General features: G+C 68.3%; 23 protein-coding genes and 1 riboswitch. Of the genes, 16 read left to right on the forward strand and 7 right to left on the reverse strand.

All coding sequences use genetic code 11. The features are described 5' to 3' along the window. Nucleotides 1-54 precede the first annotated feature (54 nt). The 7 genes from HW466_RS16625 (at nt 55) to HW466_RS16655 (ending at nt 9,224) form a co-directional block, all read left to right on the forward strand. Nucleotides 55-1,731 carry a methyl-accepting chemotaxis protein gene (locus HW466_RS16625; RefSeq protein WP_151006908.1) on the forward strand — a complete coding sequence of 559 codons (1,677 nt, stop codon included), beginning with the start codon at nt 55-57 and terminating at the stop codon, nt 1,729-1,731. Continuing rightward, a complete protein-coding gene (locus tag HW466_RS16630; protein ID WP_059503667.1) occupies nt 1,728-2,240 on the forward strand; it encodes a chemotaxis protein CheW in 513 nt (170 codons plus the stop codon). Before HW466_RS16625 ends, HW466_RS16630 begins: the two co-directional genes overlap by 4 nt. Continuing rightward, a complete protein-coding gene (locus HW466_RS16635) occupies nt 2,237-3,655 on the forward strand; it encodes a CheR family methyltransferase (protein ID WP_174905664.1) in 1,419 nt (472 codons plus the stop codon). Before HW466_RS16630 ends, HW466_RS16635 begins: the two co-directional genes overlap by 4 nt. Nucleotides 3,656-3,700: 45 nt before the next feature. Next, on the forward strand, nt 3,701-4,411 hold the full coding sequence (locus tag HW466_RS16640) for a chemotaxis protein CheW (protein WP_059542759.1): 711 nt from the start codon (nt 3,701-3,703) through the stop codon (nt 4,409-4,411). Next, nucleotides 4,408-6,726 (forward strand): hybrid sensor histidine kinase/response regulator, encoded by a 2,319-nt coding sequence (locus HW466_RS16645; protein WP_059503660.1) that lies wholly within the window; start codon nt 4,408-4,410, stop codon nt 6,724-6,726. The genes HW466_RS16640 and HW466_RS16645 overlap by 4 nt, the downstream gene beginning before the upstream one ends. Further along, on the forward strand, nt 6,723-7,742 hold the full coding sequence (cheB, locus tag HW466_RS16650) for a chemotaxis response regulator protein-glutamate methylesterase (RefSeq protein WP_060348041.1): 1,020 nt from the start codon (nt 6,723-6,725) through the stop codon (nt 7,740-7,742). Before HW466_RS16645 ends, cheB begins: the two co-directional genes overlap by 4 nt. Nucleotides 7,743-7,794: 52 nt before the next feature. Then, nucleotides 7,795-7,897, forward strand: a riboswitch (Fluoride riboswitch). Nucleotides 7,898-7,976: 79 nt separating this feature from the next. Then, complete coding sequence (locus HW466_RS16655) at nt 7,977-9,224, forward strand: voltage-gated chloride channel family protein (protein WP_151006097.1); 1,248 nt, start codon at nt 7,977-7,979, stop codon at nt 9,222-9,224. 75 nt (nt 9,225-9,299) lie between these two features. On the opposite strand, the gene HW466_RS16660 is transcribed toward HW466_RS16655, so the two are convergent. Both HW466_RS16660 and HW466_RS16665 read right to left on the reverse strand, forming a co-directional pair. Continuing rightward, nucleotides 9,300-10,013: a riboflavin synthase gene (locus HW466_RS16660; protein WP_059770422.1), complete on the reverse strand. Its 714-nt coding sequence runs from the start codon at nt 10,011-10,013 to the stop codon at nt 9,300-9,302. A 206-nt stretch (nt 10,014-10,219) separates the two neighbouring features. Beyond that, nucleotides 10,220-12,082, reverse strand: a complete 1,863-nt coding sequence (locus HW466_RS16665) for an ABC transporter ATP-binding protein (RefSeq protein ID WP_151006098.1) — start codon at nt 12,080-12,082, stop codon at nt 10,220-10,222. A 486-nt stretch (nt 12,083-12,568) separates the two neighbouring features. Here HW466_RS16665 and HW466_RS16670 point away from each other — a divergent pair, with 486 nt between their 5' ends. Further along, the gene (locus HW466_RS16670) at nt 12,569-13,450 is read left to right on the forward strand and encodes a Dyp-type peroxidase (protein ID WP_174905665.1); all 882 of its coding nucleotides are present in this window, start codon (nt 12,569-12,571) and stop codon (nt 13,448-13,450) included. A 111-nt stretch (nt 13,451-13,561) separates the two neighbouring features. On the opposite strand, the gene HW466_RS16675 is transcribed toward HW466_RS16670, so the two are convergent. Together HW466_RS16675 and HW466_RS16680 are read right to left on the reverse strand one after the other, a co-directional pair. Further along, nucleotides 13,562-13,963: an OsmC family protein gene (locus HW466_RS16675; protein WP_059770420.1), complete on the reverse strand. Its 402-nt coding sequence runs from the start codon at nt 13,961-13,963 to the stop codon at nt 13,562-13,564. 118 nt (nt 13,964-14,081) lie between these two features. Next, a complete protein-coding gene (locus HW466_RS16680; protein WP_059868478.1) occupies nt 14,082-15,002 on the reverse strand; it encodes a LysR family transcriptional regulator in 921 nt (306 codons plus the stop codon). Nucleotides 15,003-15,470: 468 nt separating this feature from the next. Between HW466_RS16680 and HW466_RS16685 the strand changes: the two genes are divergently transcribed. From HW466_RS16685 to HW466_RS16710, 6 genes are all read left to right on the forward strand, one after another. Then, complete coding sequence (locus HW466_RS16685) at nt 15,471-16,532, forward strand: helix-turn-helix domain-containing protein (protein ID WP_059847983.1); 1,062 nt, start codon at nt 15,471-15,473, stop codon at nt 16,530-16,532. Then, on the forward strand, nt 16,481-17,797 hold the full coding sequence (locus HW466_RS16690) for an Nramp family divalent metal transporter (protein ID WP_059448750.1): 1,317 nt from the start codon (nt 16,481-16,483) through the stop codon (nt 17,795-17,797). The genes HW466_RS16685 and HW466_RS16690 overlap by 52 nt, the downstream gene beginning before the upstream one ends. Before the next feature lie 80 nt (nt 17,798-17,877). After that, a complete protein-coding gene (locus HW466_RS16695; RefSeq protein WP_059503641.1) occupies nt 17,878-18,465 on the forward strand; it encodes a phosphatase PAP2 family protein in 588 nt (195 codons plus the stop codon). A 367-nt stretch (nt 18,466-18,832) separates the two neighbouring features. Beyond that, nucleotides 18,833-19,621, forward strand: coding sequence for an SDR family oxidoreductase (locus HW466_RS16700; protein ID WP_151004725.1), 789 nt, complete (start codon nt 18,833-18,835; stop codon nt 19,619-19,621). 34 nt (nt 19,622-19,655) lie between these two features. After that, nucleotides 19,656-20,672 carry an NADP-dependent oxidoreductase gene (locus HW466_RS16705; RefSeq protein WP_151004723.1) on the forward strand — a complete coding sequence of 339 codons (1,017 nt, stop codon included), beginning with the start codon at nt 19,656-19,658 and terminating at the stop codon, nt 20,670-20,672. A gap of 166 nt (nt 20,673-20,838) precedes the next feature. Further along, nucleotides 20,839-21,342, forward strand: coding sequence for a thioesterase (locus HW466_RS16710; protein ID WP_151004721.1), 504 nt, complete (start codon nt 20,839-20,841; stop codon nt 21,340-21,342). A gap of 9 nt (nt 21,343-21,351) precedes the next feature. Here HW466_RS16710 and HW466_RS16715 read toward each other — a convergent pair whose 3' ends face one another. The 3 genes from HW466_RS16715 to HW466_RS16725 form a co-directional block, all read right to left on the reverse strand. Further along, nucleotides 21,352-22,404, reverse strand: coding sequence for an AI-2E family transporter (locus tag HW466_RS16715; RefSeq protein ID WP_059448745.1), 1,053 nt, complete (start codon nt 22,402-22,404; stop codon nt 21,352-21,354). 230 nt (nt 22,405-22,634) lie between these two features. After that, nucleotides 22,635-23,219: a BPSL1445 family SYLF domain-containing lipoprotein gene (locus HW466_RS16720; protein WP_059448744.1), complete on the reverse strand. Its 585-nt coding sequence runs from the start codon at nt 23,217-23,219 to the stop codon at nt 22,635-22,637. Between the two features lie 64 nt (nt 23,220-23,283). Continuing rightward, on the reverse strand, nt 23,284-23,670 hold the full coding sequence (locus HW466_RS16725; protein ID WP_059448743.1) for an ElaB/YgaM/YqjD family protein: 387 nt from the start codon (nt 23,668-23,670) through the stop codon (nt 23,284-23,286). Between the two features lie 547 nt (nt 23,671-24,217). On the opposite strand from HW466_RS16725, the gene HW466_RS16730 reads away from it, so the two are divergent. Together HW466_RS16730 and HW466_RS16735 are read left to right on the forward strand one after the other, a co-directional pair. Continuing rightward, nucleotides 24,218-24,571 carry a YciI family protein gene (locus tag HW466_RS16730; RefSeq protein WP_059448742.1) on the forward strand — a complete coding sequence of 118 codons (354 nt, stop codon included), beginning with the start codon at nt 24,218-24,220 and terminating at the stop codon, nt 24,569-24,571. A 125-nt stretch (nt 24,572-24,696) separates the two neighbouring features. Next, nucleotides 24,697-25,116, forward strand: a complete 420-nt coding sequence (locus HW466_RS16735) for a YciI family protein (protein WP_059448741.1) — start codon at nt 24,697-24,699, stop codon at nt 25,114-25,116. The last annotated feature ends 31 nt before the right edge of the window (nt 25,117-25,147 follow it).

The raw sequence follows: 25,147 nt of genomic DNA on the forward strand, positions 1-25,147 counted from the left end.
GCGCGGGCGGGCGCGGTTTTTTTCAACGCTGATTTTAGAAAGCCCACAACGAACATGGCCACCGTGACGCCCCGCGCGACCAATGAAAGCCTGCACCCGACGATCGGCACCGCCCGGCTGACGCTCGGCAACCGTATCCTGCTCAGCTTCGGCGTGCTGTTCGTGCTGATGCTGGTGATGGCCGGCGTGTCCTACGAGCGCCTGCGCGCGATCAACACCGAAGCCGTCAGCATCGAACGCGATTCGCTGCCGGGCGTTTATCTCGCGGCGTCGCTGCGCGGGGCGGTCAACGAATCGTTCACGATGCTGCAGCAGGCGACCTTCGTCGATGCCGACCCGGAGGCCGTACAGCGCGATCTCGCGAAGATCGGCGATGCCGTGAAGGACGTCGAGTCACTGTCGATCGACTATCAGAACACGACGTTCCGGGACGACGACCGTCAGCGCTTTGCCGCCTTTCGCGCGTCGTTCGATCGCTACCTGCCGCTGTTGAACGATGCCGTGCAAAGGCATCGCGTGTCGCGTGAAGAGGCCGTCGCCGCCTACGCGAAGGTGCAGCCGGCGTGGGCCGAGGTCGTGCGCGGCGCGAACACGCTGGTGCAGGAGAACCGCAAGTTCGCCGACCAGTCCGCGAAGCTGATCCGCGAGTCCGTGCAGGATACCGAGATCGTGCTCGCTGCCGCGCTGGGCATCGTCCTGTTCTCCGCGCTCGCGCTCGGTTACGGGCTGTTCCGCGCGGTCACCGTGCCGATGGCGCGGCTCGTCGAGGTGCACGACGTGATGCGCACCGGCAACCTGACGCGCCGCCTCGACCTGCGTCGCCGCGACGAATTCGGCACGCTCGAGACGGGCTTCAACCGGATGGCCGACGAGCTGACCGAGCTGGTCGCGCGTGCGCAGCAGTCGTCGCTGCAGGTGACGACGTCGGTCGCCGAAATCGCGGCGACCTCGCGCGAGCAGCAGGCGACGGCGAACGAAACCGCGGCGACGACGACCGAAATCGGCGCGACCTCGCGCGAGATCTTCGCGACCTCGCGCGACCTGCTGCGCACGATGAACGAGGTGGCCGGCGTGGCCGAGCAGTCGGCGACGCTCGCGGGCGTGAGCCAGAGCGGCCTCACGCGGATGGGCGAGACGATGCGCAGCGTGATGGACGCGGCCGGTTCGGTGAACGCGAAGCTCGCGATCCTCAACGAGAAGGCGCTGAACATCAACCAGGTCGTCGCGACGATCACCAAGGTGGCCGATCAGACCAACCTGCTGTCGCTGAACGCGGCGATTGAGGCCGAGAAGGCCGGCGAGTACGGCCGCGGCTTCGCGGTCGTCGCGACCGAGATCCGGCGCCTGGCCGACCAGACGGCGGTGGCGACGTACGACATCGAGCAGACGGTGAAGGAGATCCAGTCGGCGGTGTCGGCGGGCGTGATGGGAATGGACAAGTTCTCCGAGGAAGTGCGCCGCGGGATGCTCGACGTGCAGCAGGTCGGCGGGCAGCTGTCGCAGATCATCGCCGAGGTGCAGACGCTTGCGCCGCGCTTCCAGATGGTCAACGAAGGGATGCAGACCCAGGCGAACGGCGCCGAGCAGATCACCCAGGCGCTGTCGCAGCTGTCCGAGGCCGCGCAGCAGACGGCCGAATCGCTGCGCCAGTCGTCGCAGGCGATCGACGACCTGACGCTCGTCGCGAACCAGCTGCGCACCAGCGTGTCGCGTTTCAAGGTCGACGCGTGACGCGCGCCGAACCGAACGGCGGCGCGCACGCGCTGTTCCTGATGTTCGAGCTCGACGGCGAGCGCTATGCGCTCGACGCCGCCGACATCGACGAGGTGTTGCCGCTCGCCACCACCAAGGTCGTGCCCGGCGCGCCCGAATGGATCGCCGGGCTGCTGATGCGCGGCGGTCAGCCCGTGCCGGTGATCGACGTGTCGATGCTGGCGCTCGGGCGGCGCGCGCATGCGCTGCGCTCGACGCGGCTGGTGATGGCTCGCTGTCGCGTCGGGCAGCTCGAGCGCGATCGCGTGATCGGCCTGATCGTCGAGCGCGCGACGCAGACGCTGCGGATCGACCGCGCCGCGTTCCGCGCGAGCGGCGTATCGACCGCGCGCACGCGCTGGCTCGGGCGCGTCGCCAACACGTCCGACGGGATCGTGCAGCAAGTCTCGGTGGCCGACCTGATCGACGACGTTGCACGCCAGTATCTGTTCGACGGCCTGCCGGGCCACGGAGGGGAGTCCGCATGAAAGAGTCCGATTCGCGATTTCGCGCGTGGCTGCTGCGCGAGACCGGCATCGACCCCGATTCGCTCGGCAACGATTTCCTGAGCCGCGCGCTGACGGAGCGCGTGCACGCGCTGCAGGGCGACGGCGAGCGGCTGCCGTCGGCGGCGCGGCCGCCCGTCACGCCGGAAGCGCTCGATGCTTACTGGCAGCAGCTCAACGCATCGGCCGACGAACGGTGCGCGCTGATCGAACTGTTCGTCGTGCCCGAGACGTGGTTCTTCCGCGATCGCGAGGCATTCGCGACGCTCGCGCGGCTCGCGGCCGAGCGGCTCGCCGCGATGCCCGGGCGCGTGATCCGCGTGCTGAGCGCGCCGTGTTCGACCGGCGAGGAGCCGTATTCGGCGGCGATGGCGCTCCTCGACGCCGGGCTCGATCCGGCCAGCTTCACGATCGACGCGATCGACCTGAGTGCGCGCGCGATCGAACAGGCGCGGGTCGGCTGCTATGGGCGCAATGCGTTTCGCGGTACGGCGACCGAGTTCCGCGGCCGCTACTTCACGCCGGTCGCCGACGGCTGGCTGCTCGACGAGCGCGTGCGCGCGTGCGTGCAGTTTCGCCAGGCGAACCTGGTCGAACCGGGCACCGACACGGGCATTCGCTACGATTTTGTGTTCTGCCGCAACGTGCTGATCTATTTCGATCGCGACGCGCAGGACCGCGTGGTCGAATGGCTCGAAAGCTCGCTCGCCGATGACGGAATGCTGTTCGTCGGCCCCGCCGAAACGGGCGTTGCGATGCGGCACGGGATGCGTTCGGCGCGCGTGCCGCTGGCGTTCGCGTTTCATCCCGCGCGCGGTGGCGCCGCGGCGGACGGCCATGCGGCACCGATGCCCGCGACCACGCCATACCGGCGCGCCGGGCGCTTTGCTGTCGCACCGCCGGCCGCGTCGCGCCCGCTGCTGGCCGTCGTACCGCCGACGTGGAGCGACGCCGCGCCGTCGGGCGCCGCGTTCACGGTGGCGGTCGAGCGCACGACGGCGCGCGAGTCGCAGGCCGATTCGCGCGGCGACTCGCCGGCCCATGCAGCCAACCTGGCCGAGATGCCCGTGCAGGCCGCGCCGGTCGCCGACAGCGCCGCACCGACGCTCGAGGAAGCGCAGGCGCTGGCCAACGCGGGCGCATTCGACGAGGCCGAGCGCGTGCTCGCGCAGTTCTCCGCGCACGCCGGGCCGCACGCGGACGCGTTCTATCTGAACGGGCTGATCGCGGATGCGCGCGGGCGCGTCGCGGAAGCGGGCGATTTCTACCGGAAGGCGCTGTATCTGCGGCCGACGCACCATGAAGCGCTGACGCATCTCGCGACCTTGCTCGACGTCGGCGGCGATGGCGCCGGCGCGCGATGGTTGCTCGAGCGTGCGCGGCGCTCGGCCGGATAACGAGAATACGGGTTGGGAGCCGACATCGGGATGACCGAGGAAAGAATGAATCGCGACATCGTTGCCACTGACGACACGACGATCGGCGTCGACGATTGCTGGAACCGGATCGGCACGCGCGGCGACCGCTCGTGCGAGCGGCTGGCCGACTGCCTGCGCTGCCTGAACTGTCCGGTCTACGCGTATCACGCAGCGAAGCTGCTCGAGCGCCCGCTCGGCGTCGCCGAGATGGCCGACGCCACGCAGCGGATCGGCGCGCTCGATGCGACCGCACACGGCGACGACGATACGCGCCAGGCCGCACTCGCGTTTCGCGTCGCCGACGAGTGGCTCGCGCTGCCGATCGGCGTGCTGCGCGAGATCGCCGGCACGCGCCCGATCCACTCGCTGCCGTATCGGCGCCATTCGGCGGTGCGCGGCGTGGTCAACATTCGCGGCACGTTGCGCATCGCGATCTCGATCGGCGCGCTGCTCGGCCTCGATGCGGGCAAGGGCGGCAAGGGCGGCAACGGTGGCGCGGACGGCCGTTTCACGCGGCTGCTGGTCGCCGCGCACCAGGGCGAGCCGGTCGTGTTTCCGGTCGATGAAGTCGAGGGCGTGCTGCACTTCGGCGCATCCGAATGGGTGCCGGTGCCCGCGACGGTCGGGCGCGCGAGCGCCGGCCTGTCGCGCGGCGTGCTGTCGTGGCGGGGCAAGTCGGTCGGCCTGCTCGACGACGATCGGCTGTTCGACGCCGTGACACGGAGCATGCGATGAGCGGCGATGACGATCTGAGCCACCTGTCGCTGCTCGAGCTGTATCGCGAGGAGACGCGCACGCAGACCCAGGCGCTGTCCGAACGCCTGCTCGCGCTCGAATCGGGCGAACCCGATTCCGTCGCACTCGAGGCATGCATGCGTGCCGCGCATTCGCTGAAGGGCGCCGCGCGTATCGTGGGCGTGCCGCTCGGCGTCGACATCGCGGGGCGGATGGAAGAATGCTTCGTTGCCGCGCAGGCCGGCACGATCGCGCTGACGGCCACGCACGTCGACGTGCTGCTCGCCGGCGTCGACCTGCTGGTGCGCGTCGCCGATCCGCAGGCGCAGCCCGTGTCGCCGGCCGAGATCGAGGCGTTCGCGCTGGCGCTGACGAGTGCCGACGGCGCGCACGCGATGCCTGCCTCTGCGCCGACTTTCTCGCCGCCCCCGTCGGCGCCGCCGTCCGTCGTGCCGCTTCGCGAGCACGACGGCGCCGCGAACGAATCCGTCGGGGCGGGTGCGGCGGTGCCGCCGCTGGCCGTGTCGGCGGCCGTGCCCGACCCCGTCCAGGCCGGCCGCGCGGCCGGCGCGGGCGCGATGCGCCGCGTGCGTGCCGATACGCTGAACCGGCTGCTGAGCCTGTCCGGCGAGTCGCTCGTGGAATCGCGCTGGCTCAAGCCGTTCGCGGAGTCGATGCTGCGCGTGAAGCGCGCGCAGCGCGACGCGGCCCGTTCGCTCGATCTGTTGTACGAACAATTTGCCGACGATCTCGACGCGGGCGTGCTCGCGTCGGTGAACGAAGTGCGGCACATGCTCAACGACTTGCAGCGTTCGCTCGCCGAGCGCATGGATGAATTCGACCGCTTCGAGCGGCGCAGCACGCACATCGCCGAGCAGCTGTACGACGAGGCGCTGCAGTGCCGGATGCGGCCGTTCGGCGACGCGACGCGCGCGTATCCGCGCATCGTCCGCGATCTCGCGCGCTCGCTCGGCAAGCAGGTGCGCTTCTCGATCGTCGGCGAAGGCACGCAGGTCGACCGCGACATCCTCGATCTGCTCGACGCGCCGCTCGGCCACCTGCTGCGCAACGCGATCGATCACGGCGTCGAGGCGCCCGACGTGCGTCGCGCGCGCGGCAAGGCGGCCGAGGCGAGCGTCACGCTGGAGGCGCGCCACAGCGCCGGTTCGCTGCTCGTGAGCGTGATCGACGACGGGCCGGGCGTGGACATGGACGCATTGCGCGCGGCGGTCGTGCGCCAGCGCCTGACCGACGACGAGACGGCCGCGCGGCTGTCCGATCCCGAGCTGCTCGAATTCCTGCTGTTGCCGGGCTTCTCGATGCGTGATGCGGTGACCGATGTGTCGGGGCGCGGCGTCGGCCTCGACGCGGTGCAGGAAATGGTGCGCGGCGTGCGCGGCGCGGTGCGCATCTTCAACGAGCCGGGCGCGGGCATGCGCTTCGTGCTGCAGTTGCCGCTCACGCTGTCGGTGATCCGCAGCCTGCTGGTCGAGGTCGGCGGCGAACCCTACGCGTTCCCGCTCGCACACGTGCGCCGCACGCTCGAGCTGTCGCACGACGACATCGACGTGCTCGAAGGCCAGCCGCATTTTCCGTTCGACGGCCGGCGCGCGGGCCTCGTCGCCGCGCACCAGTTGCTCGATGCCGGCGAACCCGACGTCGCGCGCGCGAGCACGGCGGTGGTGGTCGTCGGCGGCGAACCCGAACTCTACGGTGTCGCCGTCGACCGCTTCCTCGGCGAACGGATGCTCGTCGTGCAGCCGCTGGACAGCCGCCTGCACAAGATTCAGAACATCGCGGCCGGCGCGTTGCTCGAGAACGGCGACCCGGTGCTGATCGTCGACGTCGAGGACCTGATCCGCTCCGTCGACAAGCTCGTGCGCGGCGGACAGCTCGCGAAGCTCACGCGCGATCCGCAGCTCGCGCTCGCCGACCGGCGCCGCCGCGTGCTCGTCGTCGACGATTCGCTGACGGTGCGCGAGCTCGAACGCAAGCTGCTGGAGAAGCGCGGTTACGACGTGACGGTCGCGGTCGATGGAATGGACGGCTGGAACGCGGTGCGCAGCGATGCGTTCGACCTGGTCGTCACCGACGTTGACATGCCGCGCATGGACGGGATCGAACTCGTCACTTTGATCAAGGGCGACCCGATGCTCAAGCGCGTGCCGGTGATGATCGTGTCGTACAAGGATCGCGACGAGGACCGCCGGCGCGGGCTCGATGCGGGCGCCGACTACTACCTCGCGAAGAGCAGTTTCCACGACGAGGCGCTGCTCGATGCGGTGCACGACCTGATCGGAGACGCACGCGGATGAACATCGGGATCGTCAACGATCTGCCGCTTGCCGTCGAGGCACTGCGCCGCGTGATCGCGCTGCGCACCGATCATCGCGTGCTGTGGGTCGCGACGGACGGCGACGAGGCGGTGGATTTTTGCGTCGCGCACCCGCCCGACCTCGTGTTGATGGATCTCGTGATGCCGAAGCTCGACGGCGTGGCCGCGACACGGCAGATCATGGCGCGCGCGCCGTGCGCGATCCTCGTCGTGACCGCGAGCGTCAGCGCGAACACGTCGTCGGTCTACGAGGCGATGGGCGCCGGCGCACTCGACGCGGTCGACACGCCGACCCTTGCGCTGGGCCTGCCGTCGGATGCGGGGCCGCAACCGCTGCTCGCGAAGATCGACCAGATCGGCCGGCTGCTCGAAAGCCGGAGCGTGACGCTCGTGCCGCCAGGGCCGGCTCCCGCTCGCGGCCTGCCGACGCTGGTCGCGATCGGCGCGTCGGCCGGCGGGCCGACTGCGCTCACCGCGCTGCTGCGCGCGCTGCCGGCCGATTTTCCGGCCGCACTCGTGATCGTCCAGCACGTCGACCAGGCGTTTGCGCTCGGCATGGCCGAGTGGCTCGACGGCTATACGCGGCTGCCCGTGCGTGTCGCGCGGGAGGGCAGCGTGCCGCGGGCGGGCGAGGTGCTGCTCGCGGCGACCAACGATCACCTGTACATGTCGCCGCGCGGCGTGCTCGGCTATACGCGGCATCCGGCCGAGACGCCGTACCGGCCGTCGATCGACGTGTTCTTCAACAGCGTCGCCGACGGCTGGCAGGGCGACGCGCTCGGCGTGCTGCTGACCGGAATGGGCCGCGACGGCGCGCTGGGGCTGAAAGCGATGCGCGCGAAGGGCTGCTACACGATCGCGCAGGACGAGGCGACGAGCGCCGTCTACGGGATGCCGAAGGCAGCCGCGGCGATCGGCGCCGCATCGGCGATCCTGCCGCTCGAGCGCATCGCGCCGCAACTGATCTCGCGCGTGACGCGCATGCCGCTCGACTGACGGCGCGCCAACCTGGGCGCCTTGCGCGCGCGGCGCGGCGCCGCGTACAATTGCCGCCTGCGGAGATGGCATGCCTCCCTGCGGTCGATTCCGGCGCGTCGTGCGCGGTTCGGCCCTCAACCGCCGGTTGGCCGGCTGATGATGCCTGCGTGTTCCTGGGTCGTCAGGAGGTCGCAGGCCGTCCATGCGGTATTCTGCCGCCCAGGTTTTGATGTTCCGTCGAATCTGGAAATCATGCTTTTCTCGACTTCTGCCGATTTTTTCGCGACCGCGCGCTACGTGTGCCGCTGGCTCGCGCTCTCCGCGCTGCTTGGCGCGCTGGCCGGCACCGCTTCCGCGTTGTTCCTGATCGCGCTCGACTGGGCGACCGGCTCGCGCATCGCGCATCCGTGGCTGTTGTGGGGGCTGCCGGCCGCGGGCTTCGCGACCGGCTGGGTCTACCACCGGTTCGGCCAGTCGGTCGCGCGCGGCAACAACCTGCTGATCGACGAAATTCACGACCCGCAGTCGCTCGTGCCGAAGCGGATGGCGCCGCTCGTGCTCGTCGCGACCGTCGTCACGCATCTATTTGGCGGGTCGGCCGGCCGCGAGGGCACGGCGGTGCAGATGGGCGGCGCGCTCGCCGATCGCATCACGCACCTGTTCCGGCTCGATCGGGAGCATCGGCGCGTGCTGCTGATGGGCGGGATCGCGGCCGGCTTCTCGTCGGTGTTCGGTACGCCGCTGGCGGGCGCCGTGTTCGGGCTCGAGGTGCTCGCGATCGGCCGCGTGCGGTACGACGCGCTGCTGACCTGCGTCGCGTCGGCGATCGTCGCGGACATCGTGTGCCGCGCGTGGGGCGTGCATCACACCGTGTATGCGATTCCGGTCGTGCCGGCCGTGTCGGCGACGCGGTTGGCCGCGACGGTCGTCGCCGGTGTCGCGTTCGGCGTCGTCGGCCGGTTGTTCGCGTTCGCGACGCATGCGCTGACCGCATGGTTCCGCCGCGCCGTGCGCCATGCGCCGCTGCAGCCGGTGCTCGGCGGCGCGCTGGTGGCCGTGGCCGCCACCGTGCTGAATGTGCCGCAGTATCTCGGGCTCGGGATTCCGACGATCGAGGCCGCGTTTCACGGGCCGCTGCCGGCTTACGATTTCGTGGGCAAGTTCGCGTTTACCGTCGTTACGCTCGCGTCGGGATTCAAGGGTGGCGAGGTGACGCCGCTGTTCTATATCGGCGCGACGCTCGGCAACGCGCTCGGCCAGGTGCTCGCGCTGCCGGTGCCGGTGCTCGCGGGGCTCGGCTTCGTCGCGGTGTTCGCGGGCGCGGCCAACACGCCGATTGCGTCGACGATCATGGCGATCGAACTGTTCGGCGCGGATGTGGGCGTGTACGCGATCGTCGCTTGCGTGGTCGCGTATCTGTTTTCCGGACACGCCGGGATTTACCGGTCGCAGCGCGTGGCGGTGGGGAAGGGAGCGCGGGTGGAGGCGGAGGCGGAGTGACGGCGGCCGGCGCCGCGTGTCGACGCAAACCGGCACCCGATGATCGCGCCGATCACCGGGTGCGGGGCGCGTGCGTCACGCCTTCGGCAGTTTCGCGACGTTCCGCGCGAGCAGTTCCTCGATGTCGATGCCTTTCTCCGCGAGCAAGGCCGTCACGACGCCCGTCAATTCCCCGAGCGTTTCCTTGACCGACTCGCGGATCGTATCCACGACGACCTGGGTGCTGCGTTCGATCTCGATATTGACCTTGTCGTCGACGCCCTTGGCGTCGAAGGTGGTCGCGCGTCGCGTTTCGGGAATCAGCCAGACGTCGAACCAGCCTTCGTCGCGATTGACGTCCGACACGGTGAGGCTGCAGCCGTTGATCGCGATATAGCCCTTCGCGAACACATAGCGCTTGAAGTCGGCCGGCACGCCGATGCGGATCATCCGGTTGTGTTCGGACGACGCGATCTGCAGGATGGTCCCCATGAAGTCGACGTGGCCGGACAGCGGATGCCCGCCGATTTCCGCGCCGTCCTTCGCGGCCCGTTCCACGTTGACGCGCGCGCCGGCCGCCAGGGCGGCCAGCGTCGTGATTCTCAGGCTCGGCAACATCACGTCGAAGTCGATCAGCAGCGGCGAGTGGATGGTCGTCACCGTCAGGCAGACGCCGTCGACCGAAACGCTCGCGCCGATCTCGATGTCGGTGGTGAACCGCTCCGGGAACTCGATGGTGAACGTCCTCAGTTCGCCGTGATCCTTGATGGCCTTGATGACGCCAACACCCTGAACAATGCCTGTAAACATGATCCGCCTTTCGTCGCAAATTGCCTGGCCGACATGATAAGTGATCCCGGAAAAGGCGACGCGGCGGCGCGCGGTTCAGGGGCGGCCGCCGATATCCGCAGACGAAAAAAGGGCCGTGCACGTGGCACGGTCCCGCTCCGGCTCCGGTCGGGGCGATGCGGCCAGGCGGCGATCCCACCGCCGGGCCGCATCGCGACACGCTTGCGTTACACCTCGGTCGGCTCTCCCAGCGGCCCGGTGGCGTCGTCCGCCGTGTGCCGCGGCGAATCGATCAGGCCCTTCGCGAGCTCGAGCGCCTGCCGCTCGAACAACCGGCGATAAATGCCGCCGTCGATGCGGATCAGCGCGTCGTGGCTGCCTTCCTCGACCACCTTGCCGCGATCGAGCACGAGCAGGCGGTCGAGCGAGCGCACCGTCGACAGCCGGTGCGCGACGACGAGCGTCGTGCGGCCGACCATCAGCCGCTCCATCGCCTGCTGGATCAGCACCTCGCTTTCGCTGTCGAGGCTCGACGTCGCTTCGTCGAGGATCAGGATCGGCGCATCCGCGAGGAACGCGCGCGCGATCGCGACGCGCTGGCGTTCGCCGCCCGACAGCTTGATGCCGCGCTCGCCGACGAGCGTGTCATAGCCGTCCGGCAGCGCGGCGATGAAGTCGTGCGCGCTGGCGAGACGCGCGGCGCGCTCGATCTCCGCACGGCTCGCATCGGGGCGCGCATACGCGATGTTCTCGGCCAGCGTGCGGTGGAACAGCACCGGCTCCTGCTGGACGATCGCGATCTGGCTGCGCAGCGAATCCTGCCGCACTTGCGCGATGTCCTGGCCGTCGATCGTGATGCGCCCGCCCGACACGTCGTACAGACGCTGGATCAGCTTGATGAACGTCGTCTTGCCCGACCCGGAGTGACCGACGAGGCCGACGCGCTCGCCGGGCGCGATGCGCATCGAGAAGTCGTCGTACAGCGGCACCGGATGGTTGCCGTAACGGAACGTCACGTGCTCGAAGCGGATTTCGCCTTCGCCGATCCGGATTGCCGGCGCGCCGGGACGATCGTCGATGCCGAGCGGCTGGCGCTCGAGCGCGACGAGTTCTTCCATGTCGTTGACCGAGCGCTGCAGGTTGCGGATGTGCATGCCGACGTCGCGCAGGTAGCCCTGCAGCATGAAGAACATCGTCAGCGAGAACGCGATGTCGCCGACGCTTGCTTCGTCGTTCGCCCACAGGCGCAGCGCGACGCCGATCATCGCCGCCTGCATCGCGACGAGCATCGCGCCCTGCAGCCCGCCGTTGAGCGTGCCGCGCACCCACGTGCGGCGCGTGCGCTGGCGCCACTTGCCGATCACGCGCGCGAGCCGCGCTTCCTCGCGCGTTTCCGCGCCGAACGCCTTGACGACCGCGTTGCAGCTCACCGCATCCGCGAGTGCGCCGCCCATGCGCGTGTCCCACAGGTTGCCGAGCCGTGCGGCCGGCGCGACGATGCCGAGCGACACGGCGACCGTCACCGAGATGTACAGCAGCGAACCCGCGCCGACGACGACGCCCATCACCGGCCAGTGCGTGCCGAGCAGCACGGTCGCGCCGACGAGCATCATGACCGACGGCAGCAGTGCGATCAGCACGGTGTCGTTGAGCAGGTCGAGCGCCCAGATTCCGCGCGTGATCTTGCGCACGGTCGAGCCCGCGAAGCTGTTCGCGTGCCAGTCGGTCGAGAAACGCTGCACGCGATGGAACGACGCGGCGGCGATCTCGCTCATCATCTTCAGCGTGAGCGTGATGATGTTCAGGTAGACGCCCTGCCGCAGCAGCGTCGCGCCGATGCCGAGCGCAGCCAGCGTGCCGAACGCGACGACGGCCGAATGCCACGCGGCCGCGCGGTCGGTCAGGCCGGTCGACAGCGCATCGACGAGGCGCCCGGCGAACAGCGGCGTGAGCACGTCGGCAAGCGCGCCGAGCAGCGCGAGGGCCGTGATCGCCGCGATGCGCACCGGCTGCTTGCGCCAATAGCGGAATGTGAAGCCGAAGACGGCCTGGAATGTCTGGCCGCCCAGAAGGGTGGTTTTTCTGGTCATGTATCGTTGCCCGGCGCATCGCGCGACGGGACTTTCCGGTTCGGAGAACGTCGAAAACGCGACAGCCGGCCGCGCGGACGGCGCGGGCGAAACGTAGCGGACTGTCGGAAAAAATGCGCGGGCTGGCGAGTTAGCGGAGCGCTCGGGAGCCTGCGCGGACGACGGGCTGGATCAGCCGCGCCGTGAGACCACGTTCGGGAAGGCTGCTGGCATTCGGAACATCTGCACCTCCCTGAAGTGAACGGTTGAAAGGACGCCGAAAAGACGTGAAGGGATTTTATCAGCAGAGCGCGAGCCGCCGCAACGTCTGACAAATGCGGCGTTGCGGCGTCGATACGGTTAGTATTCAGCGTTTCGGCCCTTTTTCGCGTCGGCTCCGTGGTGCGGTGCCGCACAGGCCGGCGGACCGCATCGATTACACTTTGCGGTTGCGCGCCGGCCGCCAAGGCCGCGCGGCTTCACCCCCGATACATTCCTGAGGAAACGATGAGCGACGTTCAGCAAGGCATCCTGGCTCCGATCGACACGGCGGCCCGATACCTCACTTTCACGATTTCGAACAACGGCAACGTGGCAGCGGCGCTGACGGCATTACGCGAGCTCGTCGACGGTCGCGGCACGGTCGCGGGCTTCGGGCACGCGCTGGCCGCACACCTCGGGCGCCCGGTCCCGGGCCTCACCGAATACCCGGCGTTCGCGGTGAACGACCGCACGCTGCCGATCACGCCGGCCGACGTCTGGGTCTGGCTGCGCGGCGACGACCGCGGCGAGCTCGTGCTGCGCGCGCGGGCGATCGAGCAGGCGCTGGCGCCGGCGTTCGCGCTGCAGGACGCGGTCGACGGGTTCCGCTACTCGAACGACCGCGACCTGTCGGGTTACGAGGACGGCACCGAGAACCCGACCGGCGACGACGCGCTGGCCGCGGCGATCGTCACGGGGCAGGGCGCGGGTCTCGACGGTTCGAGCTTCGTCGCGGTTCAGCAATGGCTGCACGACTTCGACCGGATGGAGCACATCGCCTCCGGCGACATGGATCACATCATCGGGCGCCGCCGCTCGGACAACGAGGAACTCGACGACGCGCCCGAGTTCTCGCACGTGAAGCGCACCGCGCAGGAGAGCTTCGAGCCGGAGGCGTTCATGCTGCGCCGTTCGTCGCCGTGGTCGGACGCGCGCCGTGCCGGGCTCTACTTCGTCGCGTTCGGCTGTTCGTTCCGCGCGTTCGACGTGCAGATGCGCCGGATGAGCGGCGCGGACGACGGCATCGTCGACGGCCTGTTCCGCTTCACGCGGCCGCTGACGGGCGCGTATTTCTGGTGTCCGCCGATGAAGGACGGCAAGCTGGACCTGTCCGCGCTCGGGCTGTAAGCGCCGGACGATATCCGCAAACGGGCGGGCCGCGCATCGCGCGCGGCCCGCCCGTTTTTGTTTGCCGCGTATCGATCGTGTGACGATCGCGCGGCGTGGCACATCGCTGCGTCAGTTCAGCGTCGTTTCGATGCGCGTGCCGCGTTTGACGAACAGCGTCACCGGCGTCTTCTCGCAGATTTCCGCGAGCCGCTGGCGCTGCGCATCGTCGAGCGCGCCGTCGAGCGTCACGACGCGGCGCACGTATTGCTGTCCTTCGCGATCGGCGTGTAGCTCGGTGCGCACGTCGATGCGCGCGGCCGGCCACGTCTTGCGCTGCATGTACATGCGCAGCGTCGCGGCCGTGCACTGCGCGAGGCCGGCCAGCACGAACTCGAATGGTGCGGGCCCGAGGCCCTGTCCGCCTTCGCGCGGCGCCTCGTCGCCCGTCAGCGCGTGCGTGCCGGCCTGCAGCTGGACGACGTAGTCGGGCGCGTCGGCGGCGAGGGTGGCGGCAGCATGGATGAGCGGCATGGCAAGTCTCCGATAAGCGGGGAAAAAGGCGGCCGCGACGATGCGCGGCGTGCGAGCCGTCAGCATACCGTCTCGGGAAAAATCGCGGGCGCTGCGTGCGTCGCCGGGCACGCCGCGATCAGCCGGCGACGCCGGCACTCACGCGCACGAGCGCGGCGACGCGTTCGCGCACCCACTGATGCGCGCGGTCCGTCTCGCGCGACTCGTGCCAGTACGCGAGCAGCGGAAACGGCTTGAGCCGCAGCGGCAGCGGCTGCACGGCGATCGGCAGCAGCGCCGCCATGCGTAGCGCATACGTGCGCGGCAGCGTCAGCAGCAGGTCGCCCGTCGCGGCGATCTGGCACGCGGCGAAGTAATGCTGGCAAACGAGCTGGATATGGCGGAAGCGTCCGTCGTTGCCGAGCAACACGTCGAGCGATTGCGGTTCGCCGAGCGACGACACCGCGACGTGTCGCGCGGCGAAATAGTCGCCGCGCCGCAGCGGAGCGCGCGTCAACGGATGATCGTGCCGCATCGCGACGACGAGCGAATCGTCGAGCAGGTGTTCGGTCACGATGCGCGGACCGGTCTGCACACGTCGATCGATGGCCAGATCGAGATTGCCCGATGCGAGTTCGCGTTCGATGTCGTGCACCGCGATGCGGCGGCTCACGAATCGCAGGCCCGGCGCCTCGTCGGCGAACGCGGCGACGATGCGCGGCAGCGCGATCGATTCGAGCACGTCGCGGATGCCGACCGCGATGCTCAGGTCGAGCGTCGCCGGGTCGAATGCCGACGGGTCGCGCGCGGCGCGTTGCAGGCCGGCGAGGTGAAGCTGCACGTCCGCGATGATCGTGCGCGTGCGCTCGGTCGGCACGACACGGTTGCCCTGGCGGACGAACAGCGGGTCGTCGAAATGCGCGCGCAGCCGGTTGAGCGCATGCGTGACCGCCGGCTGCGTGAGGTGCAGCGCGCGGGCGGCCGCGCCGATGCCGCCGTATACGTAGACAGCATCGAGCACGCGGAACAGGTTCAGGTCGAGACGATGGTCGGCGGGCACGGACGAAGTCGGCGTGGTGGACGGTGGAGCGATTCTAATGGATGCGCGAACAACGGAACGCGGCTGCGTGCGGCAGGGAGTCGACCGATGCCGTTCGATGCAAGCCGATGACGATCGATGCGCGACGCGACGGTGCGCGCATCGGCGGCGCGATTGGAATGATGCGCACGATGCGAGCTGCCCGTCGGCAGGCGCATTTCCGCGCGCCCGCACCAGCGTGCGGCGACAGCCTGTAGAAATCCGCCATCATACTGTCCCGGTCGGCCAATTCGCGCCAAAGACACGACCCCTTCGGCTAAGATGCCGTCGCTTCATATTTCGAGATAGCCGTCCCTGTCGCACGAGTTCAAACCAAATATAAGCCTGACAGTTCGACGGTATTAGAAGAAGTCGAAACAGTCCGGGGGCTTGGCAGTGGAAGCAGCAGATCAAAGATGGGTCGTCATCTATTTGAGTAAAGGGTTTTCCTTGGCACAGGCCGCGCGCCTTGGCGAGGCCTTCAATCTGGCGAATCGCCTGCACGCGTTCAGTGCGGATTACCAGCTGAAGTACGTATCGGAAAGCGGAGGATTGTTGCAGTCGTCGTCGGGCGTGCAGATCGCTGCCGATCCGCTCGGCGACGAGCACGGCCACCGTGCACTCGCGTTCTTTCATCTTCATGGCGACCGCGCGTCGGTCAACTGGAACGATGCATTGCGCCGCCGCCTGGCCAACATTCGCCGGCATGCGCGATGGATCGTCGATGCGATGGACCTGTCGACGCTCGCGGCGTCGCAACGGCAGACGGATGCCGGTCACGCGCGAGCCGATCCCGCGCGCCGTGCGCCGCCCGCGATCGAACCGCAGGCCGGGGAGGCCGACGTGTTCGCGACCGTGCTCGACATGTTCCGCACCGATCTCGGCGACAGCGCCGCGCAGGAGATCGCCAGCAACCTCATGCGGCCGGTCGAGCAGCGCTACGCGCAGTCGATGTGGGCGTTTCGCGAGCTGAGCGCGAGCCCGTCGATCAGGATGTCGGCGCAACGGCTGCGCGCGCAGAGCGCGAACCGCATTTCGATCGCGGAAGTCGCGCGGACGGCCGCGATGAGCGAGCGCAATTTCCTGCGGCGCTTCAAGAAGGAAATCGGCGTGACGCCGACCGAGTTCGTGCAGCACGTGCGGCTCGAACGTGCATGCCACATGTTGATTCACACGACGCTGCCGGCCGACAAGGTCGCGCGGCGAACGGGCTTCGGAAGCGGCGAGCGTCTGGCGAAGCTGTTTCGCCAGCGCCTGTTGATGTCGCCGACGGAATTTCGCGTCACCGAGCGCGAGCGGATCCTGACGAGCGGTGCCGGCGCGGCCGATCCGCAACTCGGGCCGCTGCCCGCGAAATCGGCTGGGGAGCGGGCGAGCCGGGGCATGCTCGCCGATGTGCGCGAGAAAACGGGACGGATAACCGTAAAATCACCGTGTCGCGATCACGATCCCCGGTTTCCATGCCCCTGCTCCCCACTACCGCCACCGCCCCCTTCTGCCCGTCGGAAGTAAAGGGCAGCATCACGATCGACGCCGGCGCGTCGCGCTGGATGAAGCTCAAGCGCTTCTTCGGCCCGGGCCTGCTGGTCGCGATCGGCTACATGGATCCCGGCAACTGGGCCACCGACATCCAGGCCGGCTCGCAATTCGGCTATTCGCTGCTGTGGGTCGTCGCGTTCTCGAGCCTCGCCGCGATCTTCCTGCAGATGCTCGCCGCGCGGCTCGGCCTCGTCGCGGGCAAGGATCTCGCGCAGGCGAGCTACGACCGCTATGGCCGCTTCGGACGCCTCGTGCAGTGGGTCACCGCCGAGGTGTCGATCATCGCGTGCGACATCGCCGAAGTGCTCGGCTGCGCGCTGGCGTTCAAGCTGCTGCTCGGCGTGCCGCTCGCATGGGGGATCGTGCTGACCGCGCTCGACACGGTGATCGTGCTCGGGCTGCAGGGCAAGGGCGTCCGGCAGATCGAGGCGATCGTGCTCGGCCTGATCGCGACGATGGCGTTCTGCTTCGTCGCGCAGGTCGCGATCACGCCGCCGGACTGGCATGCGGTCGCGGCGGGGCTCGTGCCGGGCAATCCGGGCCACGACCGCAAGGACGCGATCGTGCTCGCGCTCGGCATCGTCGGCGCGACGATCATGCCGCACAACCTGTATCTGCATTCGTCGGTCGTGCAGACGCGCCACGTCGTCGGCGGCGCGCGCGGCCTGATCCGCGACACGCTCGCGCTGGTGCGGATCGACACCTGCGTGTCGCTGTTCGTCGCGATGCTGGTCAATGCGGCGATCCTGATCGTCGCGGGCGCGGCGTTTCATGCGACCGGCCAGCACGACGTGACCGACATCGAACAGGCGTACCGGCTGATCACGCCGATCGCGGGCGGCGCGGCCGCGCTGCTGTTCGGCATCGCGCTGCTCGCGTCGGGGCAAAGCTCGACGCTGACCGGCACGATCGCCGGCCAGGTGATCATGGACGGCTTCCTGCACACGAAAATCCCGTGCTATCAGCGCCGGCTGATCACGCGCGGGCTCGCGCTGATGCCGGCGCTGATCGGCGTGCTGTGGCTCGGCGAGAACTCGGTCGGGCGACTGCTGGTCTGGAGCCAGGTGCTGTTGAGCCTGCAGTTGCCGTTCGCGATGTGGCCGCTGATCCGGTCGGTAAGCGATCGCGACACCATGGGCGAACATGCGATCGGCCGCGGGATGCAGGTCGCCGCGTGGGCGCTGTTCGTCGTCATCACCGGCACGAACCTGCTGCTGATTACGGGTGTCGCGGGCTGATACAGCCTGTCACAGGCTGAAACAGGCGAGCGGCGCGGCTGCGTTAAACTGCGCGTTTTGCCAGCTGTTCGACCTGTGTTATGTGGAGTGAAATCAGCAACATCGGCGACGCCGCGCTGACCCTGCCGGTCGCGCTGACGTGCGCGATCTGGCTCGCGCTGTCCGACTGGCGGCTCGCGGTGCGCTGGGTCGCGCTGCTCGCGGCCGGCATGAGCCTGGTCGGGGCGACCAAGATCCTCTACGCGGGCTGCGGTGTCGAGATTCCGCAGTTCGACTTCCGCGTGATCAGCGGCCATACGATGCTGTCGACGTCCGTATGGACCGTCGCGCTGTCGATGCTGTGGCAGGCGTTCCGTGCGGGCAAGGCGCCGGGTGTGGCGGCCGGTCTCGCCGTCGGCGCGGTGACGGCCGTCGCGCGCGTGTTCGACCATTCGCACACGATTCCCGAGGTCGTCGTCGGCTGGCTGCTCGGCGCGCTCGTCGCGCTGGCCTTCCTGCGTGCCTACGACCGCGCGCACACGCGCTCGTTCTCGCCGCGCGTCGCGGCCGTCTGCCTGCTTCTCGTGTCCGGCATCGCGTACGGGAATCGCGCACCGTTCCAGCAGATGATCGATACGCATTCGCCGCAGTTCTGCGCATTCATGCGCACGTCAGGCAACGGGTTCTGACGGCCGTTCGTCCGGGGCGTCGGTGCCTCGACGTCTGCGCCGTGGCGGCCCTCCGAGTCGCAACTCATTCTTTCCGCCATTGAACCGATATTCCTGACGATCCGGCGCGCTGGACGGCGCATGCGGGGATACGACGGTCATGAATCGGATCTATGACCGGGCATTACGAATATTCATTTCATCGATCGGCGGCAATCGCGTACGCTGGCGTTCGTTCGTCCACGGCCAGCGGCGGCGGCCTTGATGCGTCCGGCGCGGTGCGGCCGGCTCGCTATACTCGCGCAAAGCGCGCGGCCGTCGGCCAGCGCACGGCAACCGCCGTCGCGGCGCCGGCTCGCCACGACGATTCACGACAGGAGCAGGTCCCATGACAGTCGTTTCACCGCGCCTCGCAGGCAAGTGCGCGTACATCACGGGCGCCGCCGGCGGCCTCGGCCGCGCGATCGCGCGCCGGATGGTCGAGCAGGGCGCGCGCGTGTTCCTGACCGACATCGCCGACGCGGCGGTGCTCGACGCATTCGCACACGAACTCAACGCGGGGCGCGCGGCGCCCGTCGCATTCGCGGCCACGCAGGACGTGCGCGACGACGCGCGCTGGCAGGCGCTGCTCGCGCAGGCGAACGAAGCGATGGGCGGCTTGTCGGTGCTCGTCAATAATGCCGGCGTCGGGTCGATGGGCGCGCCCGCGCAGATCGAGCTGGACGAATGGCGGCGCGTGATGGCGGTCAACGTCGAGAGCATCGTGCTCGGCTGCAAGCATGCGCTGCCGTACCTGGGCGCAAGCCGCCCGGCGTCGATCATCAACATCTCGTCGGTGGCCGCGTTCAAGGTCGAGCCGGATTTCACCGCGTACAACGCGTCGAAGGCGGCGGTCGCGTCGCTGACGAAGTCGGTCGCGATCGATTGCGCGCGCCGCGAGCTCGATGTGCGCTGCAACTCGATTCATCCGGCGTTCATTCGCACGGGCATCGTCGAGCCGCTGTTCCAGTCGCTCGGCGAACGCGATGCGACGCGCAAGCTCGCACGCGGCATTCCGCTGCGCCGGCTCGGCGATCCGGACGACGTCGCGCATGCGGCCGTCTATCTGGCATCCGACGAAAGCCGCTTCGTGACGGCCGCCGAACTCGTGATCGACGGCGGCATGTGCGCGATCTGACGCGCATCGACCACAACAACCGGAGGAGAACATCGTGTCGACACCCGTGAACCGCCAGCTGCTGCTGAAGACGCGCCCGGAAGGGCGCGTCGGCCGCGAACATTTCTCGCTCGTCGAGACGCCGGTGCCGGCGCTCGCCGACGGCGAAGTGCTCGTGCGCGTGCTGTATCTGTCGATGGATCCGACCAACCGCGTATGGATGAGCGACGTGCCGCAATACCTGCCGCCCGTCGCGATCGGCGAAGTGATGCGCGCGCTCGGCATCGGGCGCGTGGTCGCGTCGCGCCATGCGGGTTTCGCGCAAGGCGACCTGGTGCAGGGGCTCGTCGGCTGGCAGGACTATGCGGTCGTGCCGACCGACCAGGCCGCGCAGCTCGTGAAACTGCCCGCGCAGTCGGGCCTGCCGTTGCCGACGCTGCTCGGCGCGTGCGGAATGAGCGGCCTGACCGCATATTACGGACTGACCGACATCGCGCCGGTGCAGCCCGGCGAGACGCTCGTCGTGTCGGCGGCCGCCGGATCGGTCGGCTCGATTGCCGGCCAGATAGGCAAGATCCACGGCGCACGCGTGGTCGGGATCGCGGGCGGCGCGGACAAGTGCCGCTATCTGACCGAGACGCTCGGCTTCGACGCGGCCGTCGACTACAAGGCCGACGATTTTCGTGAGCAGCTGAAGGCCGCGACGCCCGACGGCGTGCACGTCAACTTCGAGAACGTCGGCGGCGAGGTGATGCGCGCGGTGCTGTCGCGGATGGTGATCGGCGGGCGCGTCGCGCTGTGCGGCGTGATCTCGAACTACAACAGCGGCCGCGCGGCGGACGACGTCGGCGTGCTGATCTCGAAGCGGATCACGATGCGCGGCTTCCTGATTCTCGACTACCGCAAGAGCCGCGAAGCGGTGCAGACGCTCGCCGGCTGGCTGCGCGACGGCCGGCTCAAGGCCGAGGAAACCGTCGCCGACGGGCTCGAGAACGCGCCCGACGTGCTGAATCGCCTGTTCGACGGCGACCATCGCGGCAAACTCGTGCTGCGCGTCGATCCGGACGCATGAGTCGCGGCGCTCGCGCGTATCGAGTCTGAATAGTTCGGCATCAATTTAGGATTTGTCCCATATATTGTTCCGACTGCTCTCTTTAAAGTAATTGCCAGCAAGCGGCGGCGTGACATGCGCGTCACGCCGCCGTTTTTCATTTGCGCGGCGAAAAGGGAGGCGAAACATGCAAACGAAGACGGGACAAACCGCACGGGCGGCGCTGCACGATCGAACGAAGCGGCGCATCGGCGCCAGGCTGCGGATCGTCGCGACCGGGTTCGGCATCGCGTTCGCGATGTCGGGCGCCGGTGCGGCCGAGCAGGTGCATGCGGACGGCATCGTGCGCTTCGCCGGCACGCTCGTCGATCTGTACGACGTGACATTCGACGCGCCGTCGGTCGACGCATCGAGCGGCGCGACCGCCGCGATGCTCCGGTTCGATGCACATGGCCGCCGCCTGCCCGGCGCGCATGTGGCGCTCGTGGAACTGGACGGCCGGCCGCTTTCGCGCGCCGCGGGCGCGGAGGTTCGCGCGACATGGCGCGATGCGCGCGACGATCGGATCGTGCCGCTGGAAGCTGCCGGTACACATCGTGTCGGCCCGTATGGCGGCGTGCTGACGGTCGCGGGGCCCGACATGGAAACGGGCGCCGTGGCGCCCGTCGTGATCAGGATTCGACATCCGTGACGCGTTGCGTCATTCGCCTTGCTCGGCGCGCGCGTAGATGTCCCAGCTCGCCATGAACAGCGCGGCGACGAGCGGCCCGATCACGAAGCCGTTGATGCCGAACAGCGCCATCCCGCCGAGCGTCGAGATCAGCACGACCCAGTCGGGCATCTTCGTGTCCTTGCCGACGAGGATCGGGCGCAGCAGGTTGTCGACGAGGCCGATCACGCCGACGCAGAACGCGACGAGGATCACGCATTTCCAGATCGCGCCGGTCGCGAGGAAGTAGAGCGCTGCGGGCACCCACACGAGGCTCGCGCCGATCGCCGGCAGCAGCGACAGGAACGCCATCAGCGCGCCCCACAGCACGACACCTTCGATCCCGAGGATCCAGAAGATCAGGCCGCCCAGCGCGCCCTGCACGAGCGCAACCGCGATGTTGCCCTTCACGGTTGCGCGTACCACCGTCGTGAACTTCGCGAGCAGCAGGTTCTTGTGTTCTTCGTCGAGCGGCATCGCGCGGCGCACGCGGCGGCCGATCTCGCCGCCGTCGCGCAGCAGGAAGAACACCATGTACAGCATCACGCCGAAGCTGACGACGAACTGAAACGTGTTCTGGCCGATGCTGAGCGCCTGCGTTGCCGCGAACTGGCTGATCTGCGCGGCGCCGTCGGTCAGCTTCTTCTGGATGCCGGGGATGTTGGTCAGCCCGTATTTCTGCAGCAGATTCTGGATCGACGTCGGCAGTGCATGAATGATGTCATGGAAGTACTGCGAATAATTCGGCTGCGCGTTCTTCAGTTCCTGGTACACGTACGCGATTTCCTGCACGAGCGTCGCCATGACGAACACGAGCGGCAGGATCACGATCAGGATGATCAGCGACAACGTCACGAGCGCGGCCAGGTTGCGCCGCTTGCCGAAACGCGCGGCGAGCCAGCGCTGCACCGGCTGGAACAGGATCGCGAGAATGGTGCCCCAGAAGACGGCGCCGGAAAACGGCGCGAGAATCCAGCAGAGTCCGACGGTGACCGCGAACAGCAGGAAGTAGAAGAATTTTTGGTGATCGTGTCCGCTATCCATGGATGATTCGCGCAGATTGATGCCTGGTTTGATTGAATCTCGTTGCCTCGGGCGCGATCGGCTCGCGAACGTCACGGCTCGCGGCGCAGCGCGCGCAGGGCGGCCCGATCGGCAGTATGCCCGCAAAGGTGCCGCCATCATAGCCGCTGTGCGCGGCGCACACGAAAACGCCGCGACCGGAGTCGCGGCGTTGCCGGCAAGCAAATCGGCCCGGGGGCCGTGCCGCCTCGTCAGATGTGGAGCCGGGTGATCTTGGTGCCGTTGACCGACAGGTCGCCCATCAGGCCCGCGTTGGTCAGGACCAGCACCTCGACCGGTGCGGTGGCCGTGTTGGAGTCGACCGCGCCGTTCGCGCCCATCTTCACGACCGCGACGGAAGCGTCGGCGCCGGCCGACCAGCCTTCGGACTTGCGGAACGAGTCGAGCGCGTCCTGCGTCATGAACAGGAACACGATCGCCTTCGATTGCGCGCCGGCCTGCAGACCCACCGACAGCGACGACGTGTTGTAGTAGCCCACGGTGCTGCCGCCGACACGCAATGCGCCGTTGCCGGACTGGCCGCCGACGATGAAGCCGGCCTGCAGCACGTTCGGGAACACGAGCACGCCGCGCGATTTCGCGACGAGTTCACGCGAGCCCGGCACCGTCGAATAGAGGCGCGACAGCGTCGCGTTCACGCTCGCGTCGATCGACTCGCGTTTGGACGCGCTGGTCGATGCGTTGTCGGGCCTGTCATGCGTGGTGGTGCAGCCGGCAAGTGCGAGACTGCCGAGCATGACGGCGGCGGCGGCCTTCAGGGCGAGGGACTTCTGCATGGCGTTTCTCCTTCGTTGTCGGGTTGAGGACGGATGGGGCGGGCGGCGGTGCGGGCAGCCCCGTTCAACGGCGGGCAAGCAGCAAGCCCGCGACGAACGCGAGACCGGCGACGACGCCTGCGGTCTGCCATGGGTTGTCGTGCACGGCTTGTGCGACGCGTTCAGCCGAATCGCGCAGCCGCGCGGCGGCGGTGCCCGACGCGTAGTCGAGCGTGCTGCGCGCTTCATCGAGCCGCGACTGCACGCGCTTGCGCAGCGCGGCGATGTCGCCGTCGCCGTCGTTCTTCAGCAGGTCTTCCAGTTCATCGACCAGCCCGCGCAGATCGTCGGACACGTCGGCATGCAGGTCACGGGCAGCCGAGCGCGTCGTGCGTCCGACGCGCCGGCCGGTACGGCGGATATCGGAGAGGCCACGGTCCAGCTTGTGTTCGATCGAGTCGGTGAGCGCCATGATGTTTATCCTCCTTGGATTTGGTTTGCAGCCCGGATTTGCAGGCCAATTTGAAGATAAGACGTATCCCAGCAACCAATGTGATTCACATCAGCCAATTGAGTTTCGAGACAAATTTTCAATTCGCCGGCAAGTTTCCCGGAAAGCCCCGCGCGACGGGGCGCGGCGACGGTTGAAAAAATTTCGCACTTCCGTCGAAACGACGTAGCGAGCCGTCGGGCGACGTGAAAGTCCGGTAAATATGGCGTCGTCCGATGTGTCAGGTAAATAGTGCCATTGCACCTGCATTGCCGATGCAATTGCACTAACCGTCCATTTCCTGGTGGAGCAGGGTTTGTGCCCGAGGCGATTCGCGCAGCATCGTCACCCGATGCCAGGTCGTCATCCTGACAGCAAAATCGCGAGTCGCGATCCAATTGGCCATCCGGCCAGTGCCGAATGGCCAACGATGCGCGCAGGGCCGGCCGGTGCTGCTACGCTTCGCATCTGACGTATCGTTCGCCCGCGATCCGAGTGCTTCCGCGGAAAGCCCCCACCGGAGATTTCCATGTCCTACATGCTGTTGATTGTCGAACCGACCGGCCAACGCGCCGAACGCACGCTCGAAGACGGGCAGGCGCTTTACGCGCGGATGGTCGATTTCGCGCAGACGCTGAAGGCGCGCGGCGTGCTGCGCGGCGTCGAGTCGCTCGAGCGCTCCGAGCGCGCGACCCGCGTGCAGGTGCGCGAAGGCGAGACGCGCCTCGTCGACGGGCCGTTTGCCGAAGCGAAGGAAATGGTCGGCGGCTTCTTCATCGTCGACGTCGACACGCGCGACGAAGCGATCGAGATCGCGCGCCAGTGCCCGGCCGCGCAATGGTGCACGGTCGAAGTGCGCGCGGTCGGCCCGTGCTTCCTGTGACGCGTGCATCTCGGTATTTACCCTGATTCGTCGCGCGGCACGTCGATTCGACGGTCGGCCGCCCGTCGTGCGAATAAGGCGCCGATGAGCGGACGCCCCTTTTCACCGATGACAAGGAGTGAACGATGCGATTCATGATCATGATCCGGGCGAACGCCGTCAGCGAATCCGACGCGTTGCCGGACGATCGGCTGGTCGAGGCGATGACGGTCTACCACGAGGAACTCGCCAAGGCCGGCGTGCTGCTCGACGCGAACGGCCTGCGGCCGAGCGCGCACGGCTGGCGCGTGCGGTACACCGGCGGCAAGGGCACGGTGGTCGACGGCCCGTTCGCGGAGACGAAGGAGCTGATTGCCGGCTACACGCTGATCCAGGTGCGCTCGCGTGACGAGGCGCTCGAATGGACGCGCCGGTTTCCCGCACCGTTCGGCGCCGAAATGGATTGCGAGATCGAGGTGCGGCCGCTGTTCGAGCTCGACGACCTCACACCGAGCGACGCGGTCGAGCGGTTTCGCGATCTCAACGTCGGCCGCACCCACGCCTGAAACTGTTCGAGTCCAATCTCACCGGAGCATC

This window comes from Burkholderia territorii (assembly GCF_902833055.1).
GTDB classification, from domain to species: domain Bacteria; phylum Pseudomonadota; class Gammaproteobacteria; order Burkholderiales; family Burkholderiaceae; genus Burkholderia; species Burkholderia territorii.